The organism is Limisphaera sp. 4302-co (assembly GCF_049537155.1).
Classification (GTDB): Bacteria; Verrucomicrobiota; Verrucomicrobiia; order Limisphaerales; family Limisphaeraceae; genus Limisphaera.
In genome coordinates this window covers 38,161-57,679 of the sequence record NZ_JBMVQZ010000014.1, presented here as the reverse complement: position 1 = coordinate 57,679, position 19,519 = coordinate 38,161, and the positions used below count along the sequence as shown (strand labels likewise).

Here is a 19,519-nt window from a genome sequence, read left to right as displayed (position 1 = left end):
ATGCGTGCCTCCGCCACGCCGACCTCGCCCGTCGTTCTCGTCTGCGGCGACGATTCCGTCACCGTGAAGGAACGGGCCCGTCAAATCTTCGAGGCCTGGGGCGGAGGCCGCCAGCTGGGCGACGAAATCCTGGACGGCGCGGTGGCAACCGCGGCCGAGGCAGTCTCGGTGATCGAGCGAACCCGGGAGGCCCTTCAAACCCTCCCCCTGCCCGGCTCCACCAAGGTCGTCTGGCTGCGCAACTGCTCCTTCCTGGGCACCGAACGCCCGGGGGACACCGTGGCCGTCACCGAGGTCCTCAACGCCTGGGCACGCGAACTCCAACAGTTCGACTGGCGCGGCGTGCGCCTGCTCATCAGCGCCGGCAAGGTGGACCGCCGCCGCAGCTTCTTCAAGGTGCTCGATCAGATCGGACAGGTCGAAATCCACACCGGTTGGACACCGGAAGACCGGGACTGGCCAGAGCGGGCCGCCCTCTGGATCCGGAACCGTCTGGGCAGCGCCGGATACGAGATCGAGGAGGAAGCCCTCGCCGCGTTCGTCAGCAAGGTCGGGCCCTCCCTGCCCTTGCTGCAGAGCGAACTCGAAAAACTCTGCCTCTACGTCGCCCCGCGCAACCGCATCACCGCGGCCGACGTCGAAACCATCACCGTCCGAAACCCGACCGCCCAGGCGTTCGCACTGGCCGACGCCGTCGGCGCCCGTGACCTGCCGCGTGCCCTCCGATGCCTCGAAGAAGAACGCCGCTCAGCCGCCGGCGAGTCCGACCGCAGCGGCATCGGCCTCCTGTACGGCCTCATCACCAAGATCCGCGCCATGCTGCTGGCCCGTGACCTCGCCGAACGCGGTTGGATACATCCGCGCCTCGAATACGCCGCCTTCAAAGCCCGCCTCCAAAAACTCCCCGCCGAAGTCCTGCCCACCGACCGCCGCCTCAACCCCCTCGCCATCCACCCGTTCGTCCTGCACAAGGCCCTCCAAGACGCGCAAAACTACTCAAGCGTCGAGCTGGTGCGGGCGATGAAATACCTGGAGGAATGCAATCGGGCCCTGGTCGGCAGTCGGCTCGATCCCGACCTGCTGCTCCAGCGACTGCTGGTCCGCATCATGGCCGGGAGCCGACCCGTGCCGAGCCCCGAGCCCACAGCCATCCCATCATGAGTCTGCCGCCAGCCAAGGTCCTGGTCATGGTGAGCGGTCGGGATGTCCGGCTCCGCATCACCGGCCACGCCAACTTCACCGCTGCCCCGGACTTCAAGGCCCTCGTCCACGGCCTCCTCCAAAAAGGCTACCGCAGGTTCAAAGTGGACCTGAGCGACTGCGTACTGTTGGACAGCACCTTCCTGGGGATCCTCTGCCGCTTGGGCATCCAACTTCACCAGTCCGGCGACCCGGAAGCAGCAGTGGACCTGCTCAATCCCACTCCACGCGTCGCCCAACTCATCGAAGGTCTCGGCGTGACCGATTACCTCCGCATCATACAGGAGCCACGGACCATCGCCGGCACTTCCAACGGCACCGAAACCATCCTGGGAACCGCAGTGACCGATCGCATGGAGCTGGCCCGCACCAGCCTCGAAGCCCATCAAGCCCTCATGGCGGTCAACCCGGCCAACCAGTCCCGCTTCAAAGACGTGACTCGCTTCCTCCAGGAAGACCTTCAGAAGCTCGAAGAAGCCCGCAACCAGCCGGGCGGCACTTCCACTTGAAGACACTCCCCCCGCCACGCGCGCCCGCAGGCCAAAACCAGACACCGTTCTTCCCGGCACCCCGCCGGCTCACGTCCCGACAGGCACACCCGGTTCGGAACACCCTCCCCGCCCGTAGAACGCACGAGCGCCGGCGGGGCTGCCAAGGACCTTCCCCGCCTCAGACCGGTCTGTAAAGCGCGACCCTGCCCCCGGCGTCCCAGGCTCGGGCACGCTGAAACGAAGCAGTCCCCCCAACCGGAGGTCTCGCAGCGAGAAGAGGCGAGGGGTGCCGGCTCGCGCTCGACTCACGAGCAAGCCCCGCAGCCGCGCTTCTGACGCTTGTGCGCTGCGCCAGCGGGACCGTCCCTGGCGAAGTCCGCGTCCTCGGGCCTCGCTGAAAGGGCGGGCAAAGGACCCGCCACTTACTCAGGCCTTGTCCTCACGACAAGGCGCGGTCCATCAGGGCCTGAATCTCACGCTTGCCCTTGGCCCCCACCATCTGCCCGATCACTTCGCCGTTCTTGAAGAGCAAAAGCGTGGGAATCGCCTGCACCCCGTACTTTGCAGCCAGGTTGCTTTCCTGGTCCACATCCACCTTCCCGATGCGCACCCGGCCCTGGTACTCCTCGGCCAGCTCGTCCAAGAGCGGCGCAATCATCTTGCACGGACCACACCAGCTGGCCCAGAAATCCACCAGGATGGGCGTGGGCGACTTCAAAACCTCCTGCTCGAAGTTCTGCCCCGTCAACGTGACGATCAAAGGGGAAGCCATCGTACGAATCCTCTCTTTCCGGTCAGACCAGACCTTCCTTCAAACCCCATTCGGACCTGCACGGCTCAACTCACTCGAGCGGCAGCAGGAACCCCAGGTACACCACCGAAAGCAGGGCAAGGACCCCGGCCACGATCGCCCCGATGGCCAGTCCCTGGTCCACGCCCGAGACCGCAGGGGCCACGGGCGCCCGCTGTACCACGGGTGGGGCAGCCGTGCGAGGGGCCGCCGCCGGGGCAGCAGCGGCTGCCGGGGCCGGCCGTGCACCCGCCGCAGGAGCGGCAGCAGCCGGTGCGGCCGCAGGCGCCGCTGCCGGTGCTGGCGTGGGTGGTGCGGCCGGCCGCGGCGCGGCGCCCGGCCCAGCGGGCGGCAACGTGGGCAGCTTGATGGTCGGCGCGGCCGTCGGTTTGGGCGGCAAGGTGATCCGCACGGTTTCCTTCTTCGGCTGGACCTTGCCCGTCTCCTTCTTCGGAGGTACGGCCCCGCCCGGCAAATTTGGGATGTTCTCGGCCATACGAAAAGACCAGCCCGAACCTAAGCCGCCCCTCCGGCCCTGTCAAACGCGAAACCGGAACCGCAACAAAAACCTCGCCTCCTCTCGAACCGGCCTTTGCCCACTGCCTTCACGAGCGGGGCGACCCCGCCACCCAGCCAGCCGGAACGGACGCCGACCCCCCCGGAGACCCGGCCCTCTTCACGGGGCTGGCGATTGACTCGCCGTAAGCGCCTCCCTTACTCTGCCCATGCTCTCCGAAACGAGGCTCCGCACCAGACTCTGCAACGGAAGTCAAAAGAGAAGACTTGGAAGCACGCACCCCCAACTGGTCCGCATCGAACAGCGAAGGTGATACCAATTGTCCATGATTCGCACCTGCCTGACCGGCACGAACCATCGGCCGATCCTATCGCCGGAATCGCCTGCCGGAGACGCGACACCGGAACGGCAACAGGAAAGGCCAAAGTTCGTAACCCGAAGACACGCTGAGAAAGGAGGTGAACTCGCTGACGAGCCGGCTCCAGCCCGGACGAGAACCCCGAGCGGAAACATTCGCAAGCCTCCAGACCCGCGAAAAGGTTTCCGGCGCCGCCGCGCCGGGTCACAAGAATCCGCACAAAGGCAAACCGCAAACGGCAGAACGGACCATGAAAACAACGAACCAAGCCCTCCACAGCATGGCCCGGGACATTCACGGACGTCCCGGCACATCCTCGGCAACCGCGGCCGCGCGGTTGCTCTGCTTCGCGACCCTCGGATGGTCGTTGCTGACCGCGCAAGGCTGGCAGGTCACCGGCCTGTACAACACCGGTGTGGACGATTCCGGCAACGTCCTGCCGGTCACCAGCGCGGACCCGCACTACAGCGTGACTTTTTACACCGACACCGGCCCCGCCTACATCCGGCCGGTGGTGTTCCACTTTGGGGATCCCAACTGGCAGGCATGGATCACTCCGCCACCCGGATCGGCCTGGGTCGGCCCCACCGCGACGACCGACATTTACCCATACGATGATCCCGGGTGGTATGTTTACACACTGCGCTGGTGGCTCGACCCGGGCGGATGGGACCTTTCTCTGTTTCGCCTCAGTGGATTCTGGGCTTCGGACAACAACTCGACCATTTATCTCAACGGCCAAGCGACCGCCTATTGGCGGGATGATTGGGGATTTGTTTCTCTCCAGTATTTCGAGCTGGATGGCCTCGTGGCCGGAGAGAACACCTTGGAGTTCCACGTGAACAACGGATGGGGGCCGACCGGCCTTCTTGTCAGCGGCCTGCAGGTCAGCGGGCCCATGGGAGCTGTGCTGCTGGACGGCGGCTCTACGCTCGCACTCCTGGCCGCCGCACTGGCATTGATCAGTGGGCTCCGACCGCAAACGCCTCCACACAGGGTATGCACCTGAAGAGGCCGCCGGGACCCGGAGCGCGCAGCGGACCGCGTCCGCTGTGGGTCACATGACCCTCCGACGCATAAACCCGTTTCGACCGGCTCGCAAAGGGCGGGCGTCCGGAAATCCTGACGCCCGCCTCTTCCATCGCGCCTCTTCCATTCCCCGGCTCACCCGCGCATCAACCCTCCGCTGCCCGGGCCACCCACGGACCCTGGCAGGCGCGTCCGGAAGCGGTCATCCGTGGGGGCGCCTCTGCGGGTACCTGAGTCTCTCCGCAGGACCTCATCTTGGGCGTCTGGTCGGTCCGTTTCGTGGCGCGCCCGGTTGCCCTTGGCATGGTGCCGGCAGGCGTGCCGCACTCATGAGCCGGGCCCGCGATCGCCCCAGGGGCTGACCATCCCCATGCCGCGCTTGTGAGTTGCCTCGGAAGCTCGCAACCCGCAGGCTCGAGTCATGCCTACCCGGTTGTCATCCGAGCGCAGGGCTCCGCGGCCCGCAGCAGCTCGGGCTTTCATGGCCGGCTGGTTGCTTGCGTTTCCGGCGCTCTGCGCCACAGCCGGGAAAGAATCCCCCTCTCCAAAGCCGGAAGACTGCGCGGCCGTGCTCGAACCCATCCGCCAAAAGGCCGGTCTGCCATCGTTGGCCGCGGCCGTCGTCATGCAGGACCGTTGTGTGGCCCTCGGGGCCACCGGCCTTCGAAAGGCCGGAGGCCGGAACCACGTGACCCCGGAAGACAAATACCACCTCGGTTCGCTCACCAAATCCATGACCGCCACTCTGGCGGGAAGCTTGGTGACGCAGGGCAGGATACGGTGGGAAACCACCCTGGCCGAGGTTTTTCCCGACCTGGCACCGCGATTCGATCCGGCGTATCGGGGCGTCACGCTGTTGCAGCTTCTCGCCCATCGCGGCGGTGTGGCGGCCTCACTGGAGGAGGGCGGACTTTGGGCACGCTTGTGGGACCGAGCGGAGCCTCCGCGCGCCCAACGCAGGTATCTGCTCGAACAGGTGCTCTCCCATCCGCCCGCCGTACCGCCCGGCTCCCGCTTTCTCTATTCCAACGCAGGTTATGCCATCGCTGGCGCCATGCTCGAACAGGTGACCGACACCCCCTGGGAAACGCTGATGCGCAGGGAACTCTTCGAGCCGCTGGAGATGGCTTCAGCAGGGTTCGGTCCGCCTGCGAGCCCCGGCAGGGAAGATCAACCCTGGGGCCACGTCCCCGAAGGCGACACGTTTCGCCCCGTCCCGCCCGGCCCGCGCGCGGACAATCCCCCCGCCATTGCGCCGGCAGGAGCCGTCCACAGCTCGCTGCCGGATCTGGTCCGGTATGTGGCCTTCCATCTACGGGGTGCCCGGGGCGGGGAACCTCTCCTGCCACGGCACGTGTTCGAGCGCCTGCACCGGCCGGTCGGCGACGACACGCATGCCCTCGGCTGGATCGTGGTTCACCGCGACTGGGCCGGTGGAAATGCGCTCACTCACAGCGGGTCCAACACCACTTTCTTCGCCGTGATCTGGATGGCGCCGGCGCGGGATTTCGGCCTGGTGGTGGCGTGCAACGCCGGTGGACCACGAGCCGAACAGGCCTGCGACCGCGCAGCCTGGGAATTGATCCGGCGATACCTTCTCCGGCCCGACTCTGCCGCCCCCTGAACGGCGAAGGGATGCACCGCCTTCGAAGACCTCCAGGCGCCAAACCGAATTTGGAGTGGCCACCGACCCGCACCCGCGATTCAATGGCCCAAGGTAGCCGGGCAGCAGACCCGGATCGGTACCGGGACACCGCCGGCACCGCTTGAATCCCGGGAGAAAGGTCCGACCCATGTGGCAACGATGGCTTTGGACAATCGGCCTGGCGGCCGGCACGCTGGCCGCGCAGGAGAAGGTGATTCCCCTCTACGAAGGCCCTGCTCCCGGCTCAGAAGACTGGACCCACTCCGAGCGGGAAAGCGTCTCCAACCTCTGGAACACACGCATCGTCTTCAACGTGTCGCACCCCACACTGACCTGGTTCGCCCCCGACCCGTCCCAGGCCAACGGGACCGCTGTGATCATCTGCCCCGGTGGCGCGTTCTTCGCCCTTTCGATCGACAGCGAGGGCCATGACGTGGCCCGTTGGCTGGCCGCCCGGGGTGTGTCCGCGTTCGTGCTGAAGTACCGCCTGGTGAAATGCGAGACGGACGATCCCACCCGCGAAATCATGACACGCGGACCGCTCGACCAGGTGGTGGCGCCGGTGGTCAAACTGGCGCTGGCCGACGGGTTGGCCGCCGTCCGGCATGTGCGCCAGCATGCAGCGGAATACAAGGTCAATCCCCGGCGCATCGGGATCATGGGGTTCTCCGCCGGCGGCACCGTGGCCACTTCGGTGGCCTACAACTATGACGCCGCCAGCCGGCCCGACTTCGTCGCGCCGATCTATCTCGCGTACCACTGGGTGCCGCGGGAGAAAGGTGTGCCCGCGGACGCGCCGCCCCTCTTCATCCTGGCCGCCACGGACGATCCGCTCCGGCTGGCGCCGCACAGCGTCGAGCTCTACCAGGACTGGACCCGGGCCGGCCAAGCCGCCGAACTCCACCTCTACGAACGCGGTGGACACGGCTTCGGCATGCGCAAACAGAACCTCCCCAGCGACCGCTGGATCGAACGCTTCGCCGAGTGGCTGGCGATGCACGGTTGGATGAAACCGGCCGGCAAACCCTGAACCCACACGATCGGGACCGAAGGTGGCCCGACCACGGACAGGCCGCCGCACCTGCCCGCACTCGGAAGAACGAACCGCCGGCCCACGCCGGACTCCATCACACCAGTTGCCCGGTGGCGTCAGCCTGGTCCACCCCGGCGAAACCACCCCCGATGGGGCCGGCCCGCATCCGTTCCCGGCGGAGATCGCAAGAGAATCGGCAAAAACTCGGCTATTCGTTCGATTGACTCGACAGGCTTCCGGTTGCATAAGGGCTCCATGAAGAACGGGCGAAGTCTGAGCCGTCGTCAGTTCCTGAAAGCCGCCGGACAAGGTTCTCTCGGGGTGGCTGCGGGACTGGCCCTGCCGAACATCTTTCTGAACCGCACCAAGGCCGCCACGGGCCAGAACCCCTCGGAATTCATCCGGGTTGGATTCATCGGGACCGGTGGCCAGGGCATGAGCAACCTCCGCGCCCTCATGAAAAACGCGGTGGCGGTCTGCGACGTGGACAAAAACCACCTGGAGAATGCCCGGCGCGCCGTCGAGAAGGCAACCGGCCGCAACCCGGCCGTTTACTCGGACTACCGGCGGTTGCTGGAGGACAAATCCATCGACGCCGTCTGCATCAGCACGCCCGATCACTGGCACGCCCTGCCCGCCATCCATGCGTGCGAGGCCGGCAAGGACGTCTACGTGGAAAAGCCGCTCACGCTCACCATTCACGAGGGCCGGGTGATGCGCGCAATCGTCCGGCGCACCGGGCGCGTGCTCCAGACCGGCAGCCAGCAACGATCCGACACGCGCTTCCGCCGCGCGATCGAGCTGGTCCGCAACGGGCGCCTCGGCCGGATCAAGCGCGTACTCGTGGGCCTGACCGGCGTCAACTGGACCAATGAACCGCCCGTACCCGACTCGGAGCCCCCGCCCGAGCTCGATTACGATTTCTGGCTCGGCCCGGCCCCCTGGCGTCCCTACAACAAACACCGCGTCCATTACTACTTCCGCTTTTTCTGGGATTACTCCGGCGGCCAGATGACCAACTGGGGCGCCCATCACCTCGACATCGCCCAGTGGGGACTCGGGATGGACGGCTCCGGCCCCGTCGAAATCCGGGGCACGGGCGAATACGATCCGGAAAAGCGGTTCGAGGTCCCCGTGGCTTTCTCGGTCACTTACAGATACGTCAACGGCGTCCTCGTGGAGTGTCGCAGTCCGGGGGCGAAGGTTCGGGAGCTTCTTCCGGGCCGCGAAAAGGAGGCCCGGTCCATCCTCAATGACAAGGACGAGTTCACCGGATGCATTTTCGAAGGGGAAAACGGCCTGCTTTACATCAACCGCGGTGCCCTGGCCACCTGGCCCGAGGAAATCCTGGAAGAACCGATCGGCGACAAGGACCTGCGCGTCTACGAAAGCCGGAACCATCACCAGAACTGGCTGGACTGCATCCGCACGCGCAACCTGCCGATTTGCGACGTGGAAGTGGGCCATCGCTCCGCCACGGTGTGTCACCTGGGCAACATCGCCATCCGTTCCGGCAAAGTGATCCGCTGGGACCCGGACACCGAACGGATCCTCGACGCCGAACTGGCGCAGTGGGTCTCCAAGCCTTATCGGCCACCTTGGAAACTGCCGGAGATCTGAGGAACCAGCCGGTGCGGGACTGAGAAACGGCGCCGCTCACAGACGGCGCACCCGCCCATGCGGCCACAAGATCCCGGTTGTGGTCCACCAGCGGGACACCCGGGTCCATGCTGAAGTGGCCGGTCCGGCCTTCAGAGCTCGGAGGTGAAACGGTACCGGCCCGAGCCCACGCGGAGCACCAGCTCGTCTCCCGACCGGCCCTGCACCTCCACGCCCGGTGCCTGCGCCACCGGTTTACCGCTCTCCCGCACCAGGCCGGGATCGCGCGCCGGCACGTGCACAAACGCCGTGGTGTTGGGCGGCACGAGCACCTCCAGCTCCAGCCGTTTGCCGTCCAGACGCCATCGGCTTTCAATCCGGCCGCGGATGGAATCGTAGGAGGCGGACACGCGATCCAATCCCTCTCCCGCACGCGGGATCAGCGGTCGAATCCGGATGGTTTGGAACCCGGGGCCCTCGGTGTCGATGCCCGCGGCCCGGCTGTACAACCACTCGGCCACGCAGCCGAGCCAGTAGTGATTGAAGGAGTTCATGCCGGGATCCTGGAAGCCGCGATCCGGAGTCCACCCGTCCCAGCGTTCCCACATGGTGGTGGCGCCCCAGATCACCTGTTGCAACCACGAGGGATAGGTCTTGTTGAGCACCATGCGCCAGGCCAGTTCCGGATGACCGGCCTTTTCCAGCGCAAACAGCACAAAGGGCGTCCCCAGAAATCCCGTGGCCAGGTGCCAGTCCTGTTCCTCCACCGTCTTCACGAACGCCCGGGCCACCTTTTCCTTCATGGACTCGGGTACCAACCCCAGTCCAAAGGCCAGCGCGTAGAACGTCTGACCGGTCTCGCCCCGGCCGTCCACAATGCGGCCGTCCTCCTGGATGAACCGCTGCACGAAGGTCGTGCCGATCCGCCCGGCCAGTTGCGCGTAACGCGCGGCGTCGTTGGTGCGGCCCAGCGCCGCGGCGATCTCGGCCATCACGCGTGCGGTGTAGAAGTAATAGGCCGTGCCGATCACCTCCGAGTGCTGCGGGCCGGCCAGCCGGAGCCAGTCGCCGTAGGCGCCCGTGCCGCGGACATGATTGGTGCTGGTCCGCTCCAGATGGTCCATGTACCGCTGCAGCGCCGGATAATGGCGTTCGAGCACGCGCGTGTCCCCGTACATCCGCCACATCTGCCAGTTGCAGATCGGGCCGGCGTCGGCCCAGCCGGTGTTGCCGAACCCCACCACGTTGATGTGCGGGGCCACGTCGCCAAACGCACCGTCCTCCCGCTGGGAATCCTCACAAAGGTCCACGAGCCATTTGGTGTAAAAAGCCGCCGCATCCATGTTGTAGCAGGCGGTCTTCATGAAGACCTGGGCGTCACCGGTCCAGCCGGCCCGCTCGTCCCGCTGGGGACAATCCGTCGGGACGTCCAGAAAGTTGCCTTTCTGGCCCCAGACGGTGTTGAGCACGAGCCGGTTCACCAGGGGGTCGGGGCAATCGAACCCGGCGGTTCGGGCCAGGTCGGAATGGACCACGATGCCGGTCACGTCGGACGGCAGCGGACGTTCCTCCAGGCCGGTCACCTCCACGTAGCGGAACCCGTGGAAGGTGAAGTACGGCTCGTAGGCACGGCGCTCGGGACCGGCCAGGTAGTAGGTGTCCGTTGCACGAGCCGCACGCAGGTTTTCCGTGTAAAGAGTACCGTCGGGATTGAGCATCTCGGCATGTCGAACCACGACCTTCTGTCCCGGCCGGCCCCCGGCACGCAGGCGCACCCAGCCGACCATGTTCTGGCCGAGATCGAAAACATACACCCCCGGTTTGGGTTCGGTGACCTTGAGCGCCGGGAGCTCCTCGATGCGGCGAATCGGTGGCCCGGGATGGGCCGTCAACAGCACCTGCACATTCGTGTCCACGGTGACCGGTCGCCAACCCTCGTCCCGGAAGCGCGGTGTGTTCCAACCCGGCATTTCCAGGCGCGCGTCGTAGACGCAGCCCATCAACAGGTCCGCCTCGCGAATCGGACCATGCGCGCCCTTCCAACTTCCGTCCGTCACCACCAGTTCGGTCGAGCCGTCGCGGTATTCGATGTGCAACTGCGCCAGGAAACGGGTCTGTTCGCCATAGTAGTGGCGGCGGCCGGTGAAGGCCAGGTAGCTGGCATACCAGCCATCGCCCAGAATCGCGCCCAGGACGTTCTCGCCCCTGCGCAAAAGGCCCGTCACGTCATAGCCGCGGTAGTGCACACGCTTGTGATAATCGGTCCAGCCCGGCGACAACACGTCGCGGTCGGGAGTCCGGCCATTGAGATGGAGCTCGTACACCCCGAGGGCGGAGGCGAACAGCACCGCGCGCCGGACCTCTTTGCTCACGATGAACGACTTGCGGAGATAAGCCGCCGGGCCCATGCGCGGCTCGTTGCGTGGCACCCGACCCCAAGGTGCCTCACCATAACGCGCGATCTCGGCAGCCGGTTGCCAATCAGCCGGCTCATCCAAAGTGGTCGCCCAGTCGTCAGACGCACGGGCACCGCTGCCCCATGAGCCGTCCACGGGTACGACCTGCGTGGCGCCGTTTTCGTACACGAGCACCAGCCGCCCCAACAGGCCGGCTGGCGTGGGATTCGAACCGCCGTTGCGCGCCCGAATCGCCAGCACGTTCGTCCCGGGCCGAATCCGGTCGGTCAGGTCCAGCGTGTACATCCTGCGCCAGTTCGAGCCATGACCCGCTTCACGACCGTTCACGAAGAGCGTGAAGGCATCGTCGGCGGCGATCACCATGACCGCCCTGCGCAGCGGCTGGCCGTCAAGCGTCCGGAACTGCCGGCGGAAGTAGGCCTCGCCAGGAGGTTGATCACCCGCACGGCTGCCGGGCAGCCAGATCCACACCGCGTCGTCCAACTTCAGCGCGTCCTCCAAGGCCGCCTGCCACGGTTCCCGTTCCGGTTCCACGTCAAAACCGATCCATTGCGCCTTCCAGTCCGCCCGGTCCAGCAGGCCCATCGTCCACCGGGCCGGCGCACTCCATCCCGTGACACGACCCTCTTGATCCCAGATCCGGACCTTCCAGAACACCGTCTGCGCCGACCGCAGGGGACGGCCGCGGTATTCCACATGCACGGTTTGATCGCCCGGCACCTTGCCGCTGTCCCAAAGGTCGCCCACGTCGCGGTCCAGCAACTCCTCGCACGAAGCCACCAGGACCTGCCACGCCGTTTGCCGAACCCCGCGTGCGCCTTCCGGGGCCTCCAGTCGCCAGCTCAGCCGCGGGCGCGGTGCCTCAACAGCCAACGGCTCCGCCTGATACTCGCATCGCAGGCCGGTGAGCCGAACCGGCCCCGACGTAACGGTCGCACGCCACCCAGTGCCGGAACAGCCCGCGCCCAGGCAAAGCAGCACAGCACACCCCGGGCTCAGAACAAACAGAGACAACGACCCCCAGCCCAATGGCTTCCTCATGGCGAGTACTTTCATGGTTGTCGGTTGCAGGACCCGGATCGCAGGGAAGGCGCAACCGCGCGCGCTTCCCATAAGGATACGGCCGGCCTTCCCATCCGTACCGAGAACCAGCGTATGCACCCGGCCGGCCCGAGAAAGCATATTTTCCAGCCCCCGCCACGCCCACCACCCCGAACGGTCAAACCCATCCGCCCCGGGCCAGCGTCAGTTTCGCGGGTCGGGAGATCCCGGAGGAGAACGGCGATCGAACGACTCGGTAATGAGGCTGCTCCGCGCCGGACCGCGGCGCAGGCGGCACCATCCCAGCATTACCCCCGCCGCCACAAGGCACAACACCCCAGCCCCCAAAAACCATGCTCGGGAACTGCCCCCGCTCCCGGCCGGCGGCACCTCGGCCAGTTGTGCGGCCGCCGAGGCCACGCCCTCCGGCCTCGTGCGTCCCTTACCCGCGCCCGGTTCCCGGGACGGCGACTCCAAGACTCCCCGGGCGGTCCCATTGCCGCTGTTCGTCTCCGCCGAGACGGGGCCGGGCGATTCGTCGATGGCAGGCGCCGCACCTGCTGGGGCACCGGGAGTGTCCGCCTCGACCCGACCAGCCACAGGCGCCGAGGACGCAGCCGGACCGGCCCCGGCCGTGGACTCACGGACTTCCCCAGCATTCTCCACTACGGCCTTGCCCGGATCTGCCGGCGGGGCAGTCGAAAGGCGGGCCTCCGACCGCGCTTCGTCCGGTCCGGCCGTCACGATAGGGCCGGTGGCAGGGCCGGATTCGCCGGCCACGGCAGCCTCCGCCCCCGCATGCACCCTTGGACCGGTTGCCGGCACGGAAGAGCCCGCCGTGACCTTGCCGGGGTGGGCAGGCTCGGCAGAGCTCTGCGCATGGTCTTCGCTTGTCTGTGCAGCCGGTTCGGGAGCCGACACGGGCCGGGGAGGCATCGGTGGTTCATGCTCCTCCGGCTCCGGGGTGGGGCCCGCCGAAGGCCGCGCGTTTGCAAGGGCGAGTGTCGCATGCGCAGGCGCCTGAGTGGTCACCCGGCTGGGTCCGGTCGCCGCAGCGTCCGCGTGCGGTTCGTCGCCGCGCCCGGCCGGTGGAGAAGCCGACTCACGTTCACCGCCCCGGGATTCGGCCAACCTTTGTGAGGCTGTCACCGCCGCATCCGCGTGCGCGACTGAGGGCAGGCCGTTCGTCGGCGTTCGCCCGGCGGTTGCTGCGCCGGCCGCCGGAGGCGGTTGACGGTCGCCCGGAGTTTCGGGAATTCGAATCCACCACGGCGGTTGCCCCACCGTATGAGCGATCCATCGGCCTTGCTCGGCGCGGAACACCAGCACCACCGGCTGGCGGTTGCGCCGTTGTTCGCGCCGGATGCGCCGAAGTGCCTCATTGACGGCCGCGTCAAACGGCGTCCCTACCAGGTCGCGCTCGCCGCTGCAAAGGATGATCAGATTGAACCGCGCCGAATTCGCAGACACGGTCTCGGCAAGAGGAAACACCACGCCGGGCTCGCCATGATGTTCCCAGGACCGGGCTTCCAGAAACGCCCGCAGTAGCCGCAGCACGTCGGGTCCCGATTCCGGTTGCCAGGTCTGCAGGGGGAACCGGCCCGTGGTGACCGAGTGATGAAACGTCCACACACCGATCGTGTCGCCGGGCCGCAAACGCTGATCGAAGCCGGATCGGAAAAGCTGTTCCAACGTCGCCAGGAGTCCTTCGCGCCGCGGGGCCATGTCCGCCGATGTCTCGATGGCCAGCAGCCACCGCCCCTCTTGCGGACCCGCCTCGGCAGCGCCGAGCATCCCGCCGCCCGCAGCCATGCCGGCCCCGAGCAAAAGCAGGCCCACCCACCACACAGCACGCCGGCAGACACCCACGACAAACCGGGCCCGGCACGCCGGTTTCATCGGCGATTCTGGAAGCGGGATTGCTCCCGCCGGTTGAGCTGTTCCAGCTCCGCCCTCTCGTCTGCCAACGCCGTCCGCACATGGCAGATGAACTGTTCGCACGACCACGTCCATGCTCCAAACGCCTCCACGGTCTGTCGTTCCGCGATGTCCTCGGTCACCACCAACACCTCTCCCCAGGCCACCAGACGCGCCGCGGTCCGTTCGATGAGAGCGTCGGCGGTCTGTCCCGGTGCCGAGTAGATTACCTCGATCCCCGCCCCATCCCGCGGCGGGGCCGGACCGCGACGGTATCGCGCATCGAAGAACACGGTCACGGGCGTGCCCGTGGCGTCCTGGTACCGGGTCAGGATCCGGATGAGCTCTTCCCGGGCCTGTGCGGAATGCCGGGGACGACCCGCAGCCACCTCTGGCCACTGGTGCAGAAGGCTGTAACCGTCAATCAAAATGCGCACGGGCGTCACAAGCAGACGATACCCCGCCCGTGGAATCCGGCAACGGCGAAACCACAGGGGCGGAACGGCCCGCGCCCCGGCCGCTCCCGGCCGCAGCCTCACCAAAAAAAAACGCCCGACCCTGGCCGGATCGGGCACCAAAAGATGGGGATCTCATCGGCCTCCGGGGCACCGTACCCCCGGGCGGCCCTCACGTCAGCACGATCTTGTCACCTTCTTTCAACGTGACAATCGCCTTCTTCCAGTCCGGTGACTTGCCGGCCTGATGCGTGCGTTGGCGGCGCAATTTGCCGCGCATGTTCATGGTGTTGACGCGGACCACCTTGACCTTGAAAAGCTCCTCCACGGCCTTCTTGATCTGGTACTTGTTGGCCCGCTTGTCCACCACGAAGGTGTACTGGTTGTATTTCTCGCTCTGACGCGTGCCTTTCTCGGTCAGACGCACCGTTTTGACAATCTCAAAGCTGTTCATGGCTCATGCACAGGGTTGCGGGCCGGGGCATGACCGGCCCCGATCCTCGTCAGTCCTCCTCGCGCAGCCGTTCCTGCACCTTCTCGAACGCCGCCCGCGTAAACAGCAGCGTGTCCGGCCGCAACACGTCATACGTGTGCAGATTCTCCCCCGTGGTCACTTCCACAAACGGGATGTTCCGCGAAGCCAGCAGAAGGTTTTCATCGGGCGGACTGGCCACCACCAGGACCGTGCCCCTGACTTCCAGTGTCTTGAGCACGTTGAGGAAGTTGCGGGTCTTGTGGTTGGGCAGTGACAGTTCGTCCACCACGATCACGTCACCGGCCTTCAACCGTTCGGTCAACGCCTTGCGCAACGCCAGGCGCTTGGTCTTGGCGTTGATCTTCAGGGAAAAATCACGCGGCTTGGGACCGAAAACCACACCGCCACCCCGCCAGAGGGGCGACTGGAAGGAGCCGGCACGCGCCCGGCCGGTGCCCTTCTGGCGCCACGGTTTCCGACCCGTGCCGGCCACCTCGCCCATGGTCTTGGTGCAGGCGGTGCCCCGCCGCCGGTTGGCCAGATGCGCCACCACCACATCGTGCACGGCCTGCGTGCCGCGCATCCCTTCCACCAGCGGGAAGGTCACCTCGAGTTCGCCCTGCGGTTTGCCCAGGGTGTCTTTGACGACGAGTTTCATGGGACAAAACTTGCGTTTTTACTTCTTGGCAGTCTTCTTGGCCGCGCTCTTGGGCTTGGCCTCCGCAGCGGCCCCGGCCGACACGGCCGACTTGCCCCGGACCGTGCCCTTGGGCCGCTTCTTCGCCTCGCGAATGATCACATAATCCCCGTTCGCCCCGGGAATGGAGCCCTTGATCAGCAACAGATTCTCCTGTTCCCGCACCTGCAGGATCTCCAGGTTCTGCACTGTCCGGCGCACCTGACCCATGTGGCCCGGCATCCGCATCCCACGGCGCACCGTGCCGGGAAACAAACGCTGACCAATCGCACCCGGCCGGCGATGCCAGCCCTTGGCCCCGTGTGAGGCGTCACCCCCGCGGAACCCGTGCCGCTTCACCACACCCTCGAACCCGCGCCCCTTCGTGATGCCAATGGCATCCACGTAATCCCCCGGGGCAAAGATGCCCGGCCCGATCAGGTCACCCGGCTTCACCGGCAGCGAAAAGTCCCGGAACTCACGAATCCGGCGCACCGCCGTCAGCAGCACCGGCTGCCGGCTCTCCCCCTCGGGCACCGCCACACCATGCTTCTTCAAATGGCCCAGGAGGGGCTTGTTGAGGCGCTGCAGCTTCTGATCACCAAAGGCCAGCTGCACGGCGTTGTAACCGTCCGTCTCCTTCGTCTTGCACTGCAGCACCCGGTTCGGGCCGGCCAGCACGATCGTCACCTGCTGGAGAACGCCGTTGGCGTCGTAAATCCGTGTCTGGCCGAGTTTTCTGCCGATGAGACCGATCATAAGCCAATCCGTGACAAAAAGGTTGTAAGCCGGGCCGGTCAGATCTTGATGGTGATGTCCACCCCGGCGGGCAGGTTCAGCTTCTTCAGTTCATCCACCGTGCGCGCGGTGGGTTCGATGATGTCGATGAGCCGCTTGTGGGTCCGCTGCTCGAAGGTTTCCATGGACTTCTTGTCCACGTGCGGCGACCGGTGCACCGTCCACCGCTCAATCTTGGTGGGCAGGGGAATGGGCCCCGCCACGCGGGCACCGGTCCGCTTGACCGTCTCGGCAATCTCACGCGCCGAGCTGTCGATGACCCGGTGGTCATAGGCCTTCAATCGAATCCGAATCCGTTGTACTGGCATAAAGAACAGTGTGTTGCAAATTCGCCCAAGTGTTCCCCGCTCCGTTCAGAAGCGGACGGGCAATGTAGCAGGTGCGCACCGCCGCGCAATACCTTTTTGCAACCCCTTTCGGTTCGGACCCCGACCCACGCTCCACACGCCTCCAGCCCCTGCAGGGGGAAACGGCCCACCGCCACCACCCGGAGCCTGATCCCCACCGCTCCAGGGACAAACCGCGCCAGGCCCGAGACCCCTCGTATGCACACCCGCGCAGGTCACGGGCCATCACTGTCCCGTTGTTCGCTCGCTCCACACCACAAAGACTCACCTCTCCGCACCTCACAGCCAGCCGCCGAGGCCCGTCCCCCCTCACGCGATTCCCTCCGTCCGGGAGTCCGGTCGATCCCGTTCCGCTCCGGGCTGTACCACGCCCCGGAAAACGTCCGGAACCGGCGCCCGGCGAAAACTCCGGGGTCAATCCCCGCCCCCCGCGCAACCCGGGCTCCGCCGGGATCAAATTTGTAATTGACATACACCTTTGATGCTCTAGGTTGGTCCTGGAAACACGTGCCGACGGCTGCAGCGGGACGGGCCGATGACGAAGGCAACCGGCAGGATCCCACCCTCCGCGGCCTCCGCCCGCCAGCGGCGAGGGACCCTCGGAACGGAGATCCCACACTGTCCCGGAGGCGGCCACTCGTGCGTGTCCGAACCCTGAATTTCAGGTCTTTCCTCCATCGAACCCACGGATGGCCAAAACGATGAGCATACTCGAAACAATCCGGAAGCGACGTGAGATCACCGCTTTTGCGCCCGACCCGGTGCCGCCGGATCTTCAGGCGCAGCTGGAGGAGGCACTTCACCTGGCACCCACGGGGAATCACACCCTGTCCCGGCGATTTATCGTCGTCCGGGATCGGCAGCGGTTGGACCGGCTCAGTGAAACCACGCCCTGGACGGCCTGGCTCCGGCAGGCACCGCTGGGAATCGTGGTCGTGGCCGAGCCGGGCGCGAGCAAATACTGGCTCCAGGACGCCACCATTGCCGGAGCCTTCCTCTGGCTGGCCGCCACGGACCTCGGACTCGGCATGGCCTGGGGCGCCGTGTATCACTCCGAGGATCCCGTCGAGTCGGAAAGACGTGAATCGCATGTCCGCGCCGTACTCGCCGTGCCGAACCGGTTTCGCGTCGTCGCGATCTACGGGCTCGGATGGCCCGCCCGGCAGCCGGGCCCCAAGACGCCTCACCCGCGGGACGAAGTCTTCTTTTACGAGACGTGGTCCGGGAAACGAGGCAGTCGTGCGGCGACATGGCCACGCCACCCGCAAAGTTGAAGCGCGGCTGCCGGAGCCTGTCGACCCGCGCGCCCTGCCGGACCTTCAGACCGCTCGAGGTTTCCCCGCCTGCCGCGGCTCGGACACCGGCTTTCCGGGGCCGGCACCCCCGCGTGAACGTGCCCGGACAACACGCAGGAGCCTCGCACCGCCGCCCTGCGAAGTCTCGGAGCGGCTGCCCAGACGATCCCTCAGCCCCTTGTCCACCAGGTCCGCCAGCGTGTACCGGTCCAACGTCTCGAAGAACTTCGATGCCGCTTCATCCAGCGCCCTCTTCAACCGGCAGCCCGGCAGGAGGCAGCAGGGCCGCCCCGGACCGTCCACGCACCGAATAACCGACTCATCCGCTTCACAACGCCGCACCACTTCACCCAGGGAGATCCGATCCGCAGGCCGGCCCAGGGTGAATCCCCCTCCCACGCCGCGCACCGTCGTCAAATAGCCCGCCCGCCCCAGACGATGCACCACACGCGTCAGGTGATGACGCGAAATCCCGAACCGCTCCGACACCTCGCCCACCGTCACCAGAGCCGGCGCGCGCACGGCCGCCATCATCAGCACCCGCACCGCGTAATCCGTGAACCTGTTTACGTGCATGCGCGGCGTCACCCTACCACCCGGACCGAATTTCTCCAAGGCCAAACGTGTATTTGACATGCACTTTTATCCCGACCATGTTCGCGGACAACGGAAGCCGTGCCCGTCCCGCCGGGCGCGTGCGCGCAAGCCGTTTCCAAAAACCGCATGGTCCGTGCCATGGAGATCCGCATCAAACGCGTGTATGAGCCGCCCGAGAGCGGGGACGGGGCACGGTTCCTGGTGGATCGCCTGTGGCCGCGGGGGGTCGGCAAAGAGAGTCTCCGGTTGGACGGGTGGCTCAGGGAACTCGCGCCCAGTGACGCGTTGCGCCGCTGGTTCGGCCATGACCCGTCGCGCTGGGCCGAGTTCCGGCGGCGTTACCGGCTGGAACTGGCCGGAAAACCCGACGCACTGGCCGAGCTGCGGGCGGCCGCCGCCCGCGGTCCGGTCACGCTCCTCTATGCCGCACGCGACCCGCTGCACAACCAGGCCGTCGTGCTTCGCGAGCTGCTTCTCGAAGACAGCGTCGGCTCCGGATCCGATCTCGACCGGACACAGGCTCCGGGAGGCCGGCACGCCGCCGGAACCCGTTCCCACCCGGGCAGGACCTCCTTCGAACAACGCCCCGCCGGCGCCCGCTCCAAGCGTCCCAAAAGCTCCCAACCATGAACCACAACCCAAACCCTCGGCCGTCCCAACGGTCGGACAAGCGGCCGGCACCAGACCCATCCGAACCGGCAGACACTTGTGAACGTTGCGGCCGCTACGGCGCCATCCGAATGGGCGATCACCGGCTCTGCCCCGATTGCCTGAATGTCGCCGGATCGTGCTGCCCCGAGTTCGGCGCGTGGGACGGATGGTGCCCGGAACCGTCTGCC

General features: G+C 66.5%; 18 protein-coding genes. 8 read left to right on the top strand and 10 right to left on the bottom strand.

Features of this window, described 5'->3' with window-relative positions; translation table 11 throughout:
* Both holA and ACPDIX_RS13175 read left to right on the top strand, forming a co-directional pair.
* A complete protein-coding gene (gene holA, locus ACPDIX_RS13180; RefSeq protein ID WP_423432268.1) occupies positions 1-1,161 on the top strand; it encodes a DNA polymerase III subunit delta in 1,161 nt (386 codons plus the stop codon).
* Entirely contained in the window at positions 1,158-1,709 is a 552-nt protein-coding gene (locus tag ACPDIX_RS13175) for an STAS domain-containing protein (RefSeq protein ID WP_423432267.1), read from the top strand. The genes holA and ACPDIX_RS13175 overlap by 4 nt, the downstream gene beginning before the upstream one ends.
* 421 nt (positions 1,710-2,130) lie before the next feature.
* Here ACPDIX_RS13175 and trxA read toward each other — a convergent pair whose 3' ends face one another.
* Both trxA and ACPDIX_RS13165 read right to left on the bottom strand, forming a co-directional pair.
* A complete protein-coding gene (trxA, locus tag ACPDIX_RS13170) occupies positions 2,131-2,463 on the bottom strand; it encodes a thioredoxin (protein WP_423432266.1) in 333 nt (110 codons plus the stop codon).
* Between the two features lie 70 nt (positions 2,464-2,533).
* Positions 2,534-2,977: a hypothetical protein gene (locus ACPDIX_RS13165; protein WP_423432265.1), complete on the bottom strand. Its 444-nt coding sequence runs from the start codon at positions 2,975-2,977 to the stop codon at positions 2,534-2,536.
* 629 nt (positions 2,978-3,606) lie between these two features.
* Here ACPDIX_RS13165 and ACPDIX_RS13160 point away from each other — a divergent pair.
* The 4 genes from ACPDIX_RS13160 to ACPDIX_RS13145 all read left to right on the top strand — a co-directional run bounded on the left by ACPDIX_RS13160 (position 3,607) and on the right by ACPDIX_RS13145 (position 8,683).
* Entirely contained in the window at positions 3,607-4,365 is a 759-nt protein-coding gene (locus ACPDIX_RS13160) for a hypothetical protein (protein ID WP_423432264.1), read from the top strand.
* 588 nt (positions 4,366-4,953) lie between these two features.
* Positions 4,954-6,009 (top strand): serine hydrolase domain-containing protein, encoded by a 1,056-nt coding sequence (locus tag ACPDIX_RS13155; protein ID WP_423432263.1) that lies wholly within the window; start codon positions 4,954-4,956, stop codon positions 6,007-6,009.
* Between the two features lie 169 nt (positions 6,010-6,178).
* Positions 6,179-7,060 (top strand): alpha/beta hydrolase, encoded by an 882-nt coding sequence (locus ACPDIX_RS13150; protein WP_423432262.1) that lies wholly within the window; start codon positions 6,179-6,181, stop codon positions 7,058-7,060.
* Positions 7,061-7,318: 258 nt separating this feature from the next.
* Positions 7,319-8,683 carry a Gfo/Idh/MocA family oxidoreductase gene (locus ACPDIX_RS13145; protein WP_423432261.1) on the top strand — a complete coding sequence of 455 codons (1,365 nt, stop codon included), beginning with the start codon at positions 7,319-7,321 and terminating at the stop codon, positions 8,681-8,683.
* A gap of 131 nt (positions 8,684-8,814) precedes the next feature.
* Here the strand turns inward: ACPDIX_RS13145 and ACPDIX_RS13140 are convergent, their stop codons facing one another.
* The 7 genes from ACPDIX_RS13140 to rpsJ form a co-directional block, all read right to left on the bottom strand.
* Positions 8,815-12,120: a family 78 glycoside hydrolase catalytic domain gene (locus tag ACPDIX_RS13140; RefSeq protein ID WP_423432260.1), complete on the bottom strand. Its 3,306-nt coding sequence runs from the start codon at positions 12,118-12,120 to the stop codon at positions 8,815-8,817.
* Positions 12,121-12,324: 204 nt separating this feature from the next.
* Positions 12,325-14,019 carry a hypothetical protein gene (locus tag ACPDIX_RS13135; protein ID WP_423432259.1) on the bottom strand — a complete coding sequence of 565 codons (1,695 nt, stop codon included), beginning with the start codon at positions 14,017-14,019 and terminating at the stop codon, positions 12,325-12,327.
* Positions 14,016-14,474, bottom strand: a complete 459-nt coding sequence (locus ACPDIX_RS13130) for an NYN domain-containing protein (RefSeq protein ID WP_423432258.1) — start codon at positions 14,472-14,474, stop codon at positions 14,016-14,018. The genes ACPDIX_RS13135 and ACPDIX_RS13130 overlap by 4 nt, the downstream gene beginning before the upstream one ends.
* A gap of 190 nt (positions 14,475-14,664) precedes the next feature.
* Positions 14,665-14,946 carry a 50S ribosomal protein L23 gene (gene rplW / locus ACPDIX_RS13125; RefSeq protein WP_423432257.1) on the bottom strand — a complete coding sequence of 94 codons (282 nt, stop codon included), beginning with the start codon at positions 14,944-14,946 and terminating at the stop codon, positions 14,665-14,667.
* A gap of 49 nt (positions 14,947-14,995) precedes the next feature.
* Complete coding sequence (rplD, locus tag ACPDIX_RS13120; protein ID WP_423432256.1) at positions 14,996-15,625, bottom strand: 50S ribosomal protein L4; 630 nt, start codon at positions 15,623-15,625, stop codon at positions 14,996-14,998.
* 18 nt (positions 15,626-15,643) lie between these two features.
* Complete coding sequence (rplC, locus tag ACPDIX_RS13115; RefSeq protein ID WP_423432255.1) at positions 15,644-16,402, bottom strand: 50S ribosomal protein L3; 759 nt, start codon at positions 16,400-16,402, stop codon at positions 15,644-15,646.
* A gap of 38 nt (positions 16,403-16,440) precedes the next feature.
* The gene (gene rpsJ / locus ACPDIX_RS13110; RefSeq protein WP_423432254.1) at positions 16,441-16,749 is read right to left on the bottom strand and encodes a 30S ribosomal protein S10; all 309 of its coding nucleotides are present in this window, start codon (positions 16,747-16,749) and stop codon (positions 16,441-16,443) included.
* 740 nt (positions 16,750-17,489) lie between these two features.
* On the opposite strand from rpsJ, the gene ACPDIX_RS13105 reads away from it, so the two are divergent.
* Complete coding sequence (locus ACPDIX_RS13105; RefSeq protein WP_423432253.1) at positions 17,490-18,062, top strand: nitroreductase family protein; 573 nt, start codon at positions 17,490-17,492, stop codon at positions 18,060-18,062.
* Between the two features lie 45 nt (positions 18,063-18,107).
* Here the strand turns inward: ACPDIX_RS13105 and ACPDIX_RS13100 are convergent, their stop codons facing one another.
* Positions 18,108-18,659: an RrF2 family transcriptional regulator gene (locus ACPDIX_RS13100; RefSeq protein ID WP_423432252.1), complete on the bottom strand. Its 552-nt coding sequence runs from the start codon at positions 18,657-18,659 to the stop codon at positions 18,108-18,110.
* 159 nt (positions 18,660-18,818) lie between these two features.
* Between ACPDIX_RS13100 and ACPDIX_RS13095 the strand changes: the two genes are divergently transcribed.
* On the top strand, positions 18,819-19,310 hold the full coding sequence (locus ACPDIX_RS13095; protein WP_423432251.1) for a DUF488 domain-containing protein: 492 nt from the start codon (positions 18,819-18,821) through the stop codon (positions 19,308-19,310).
* Positions 19,311-19,519: the final 209 nt, after the last annotated feature.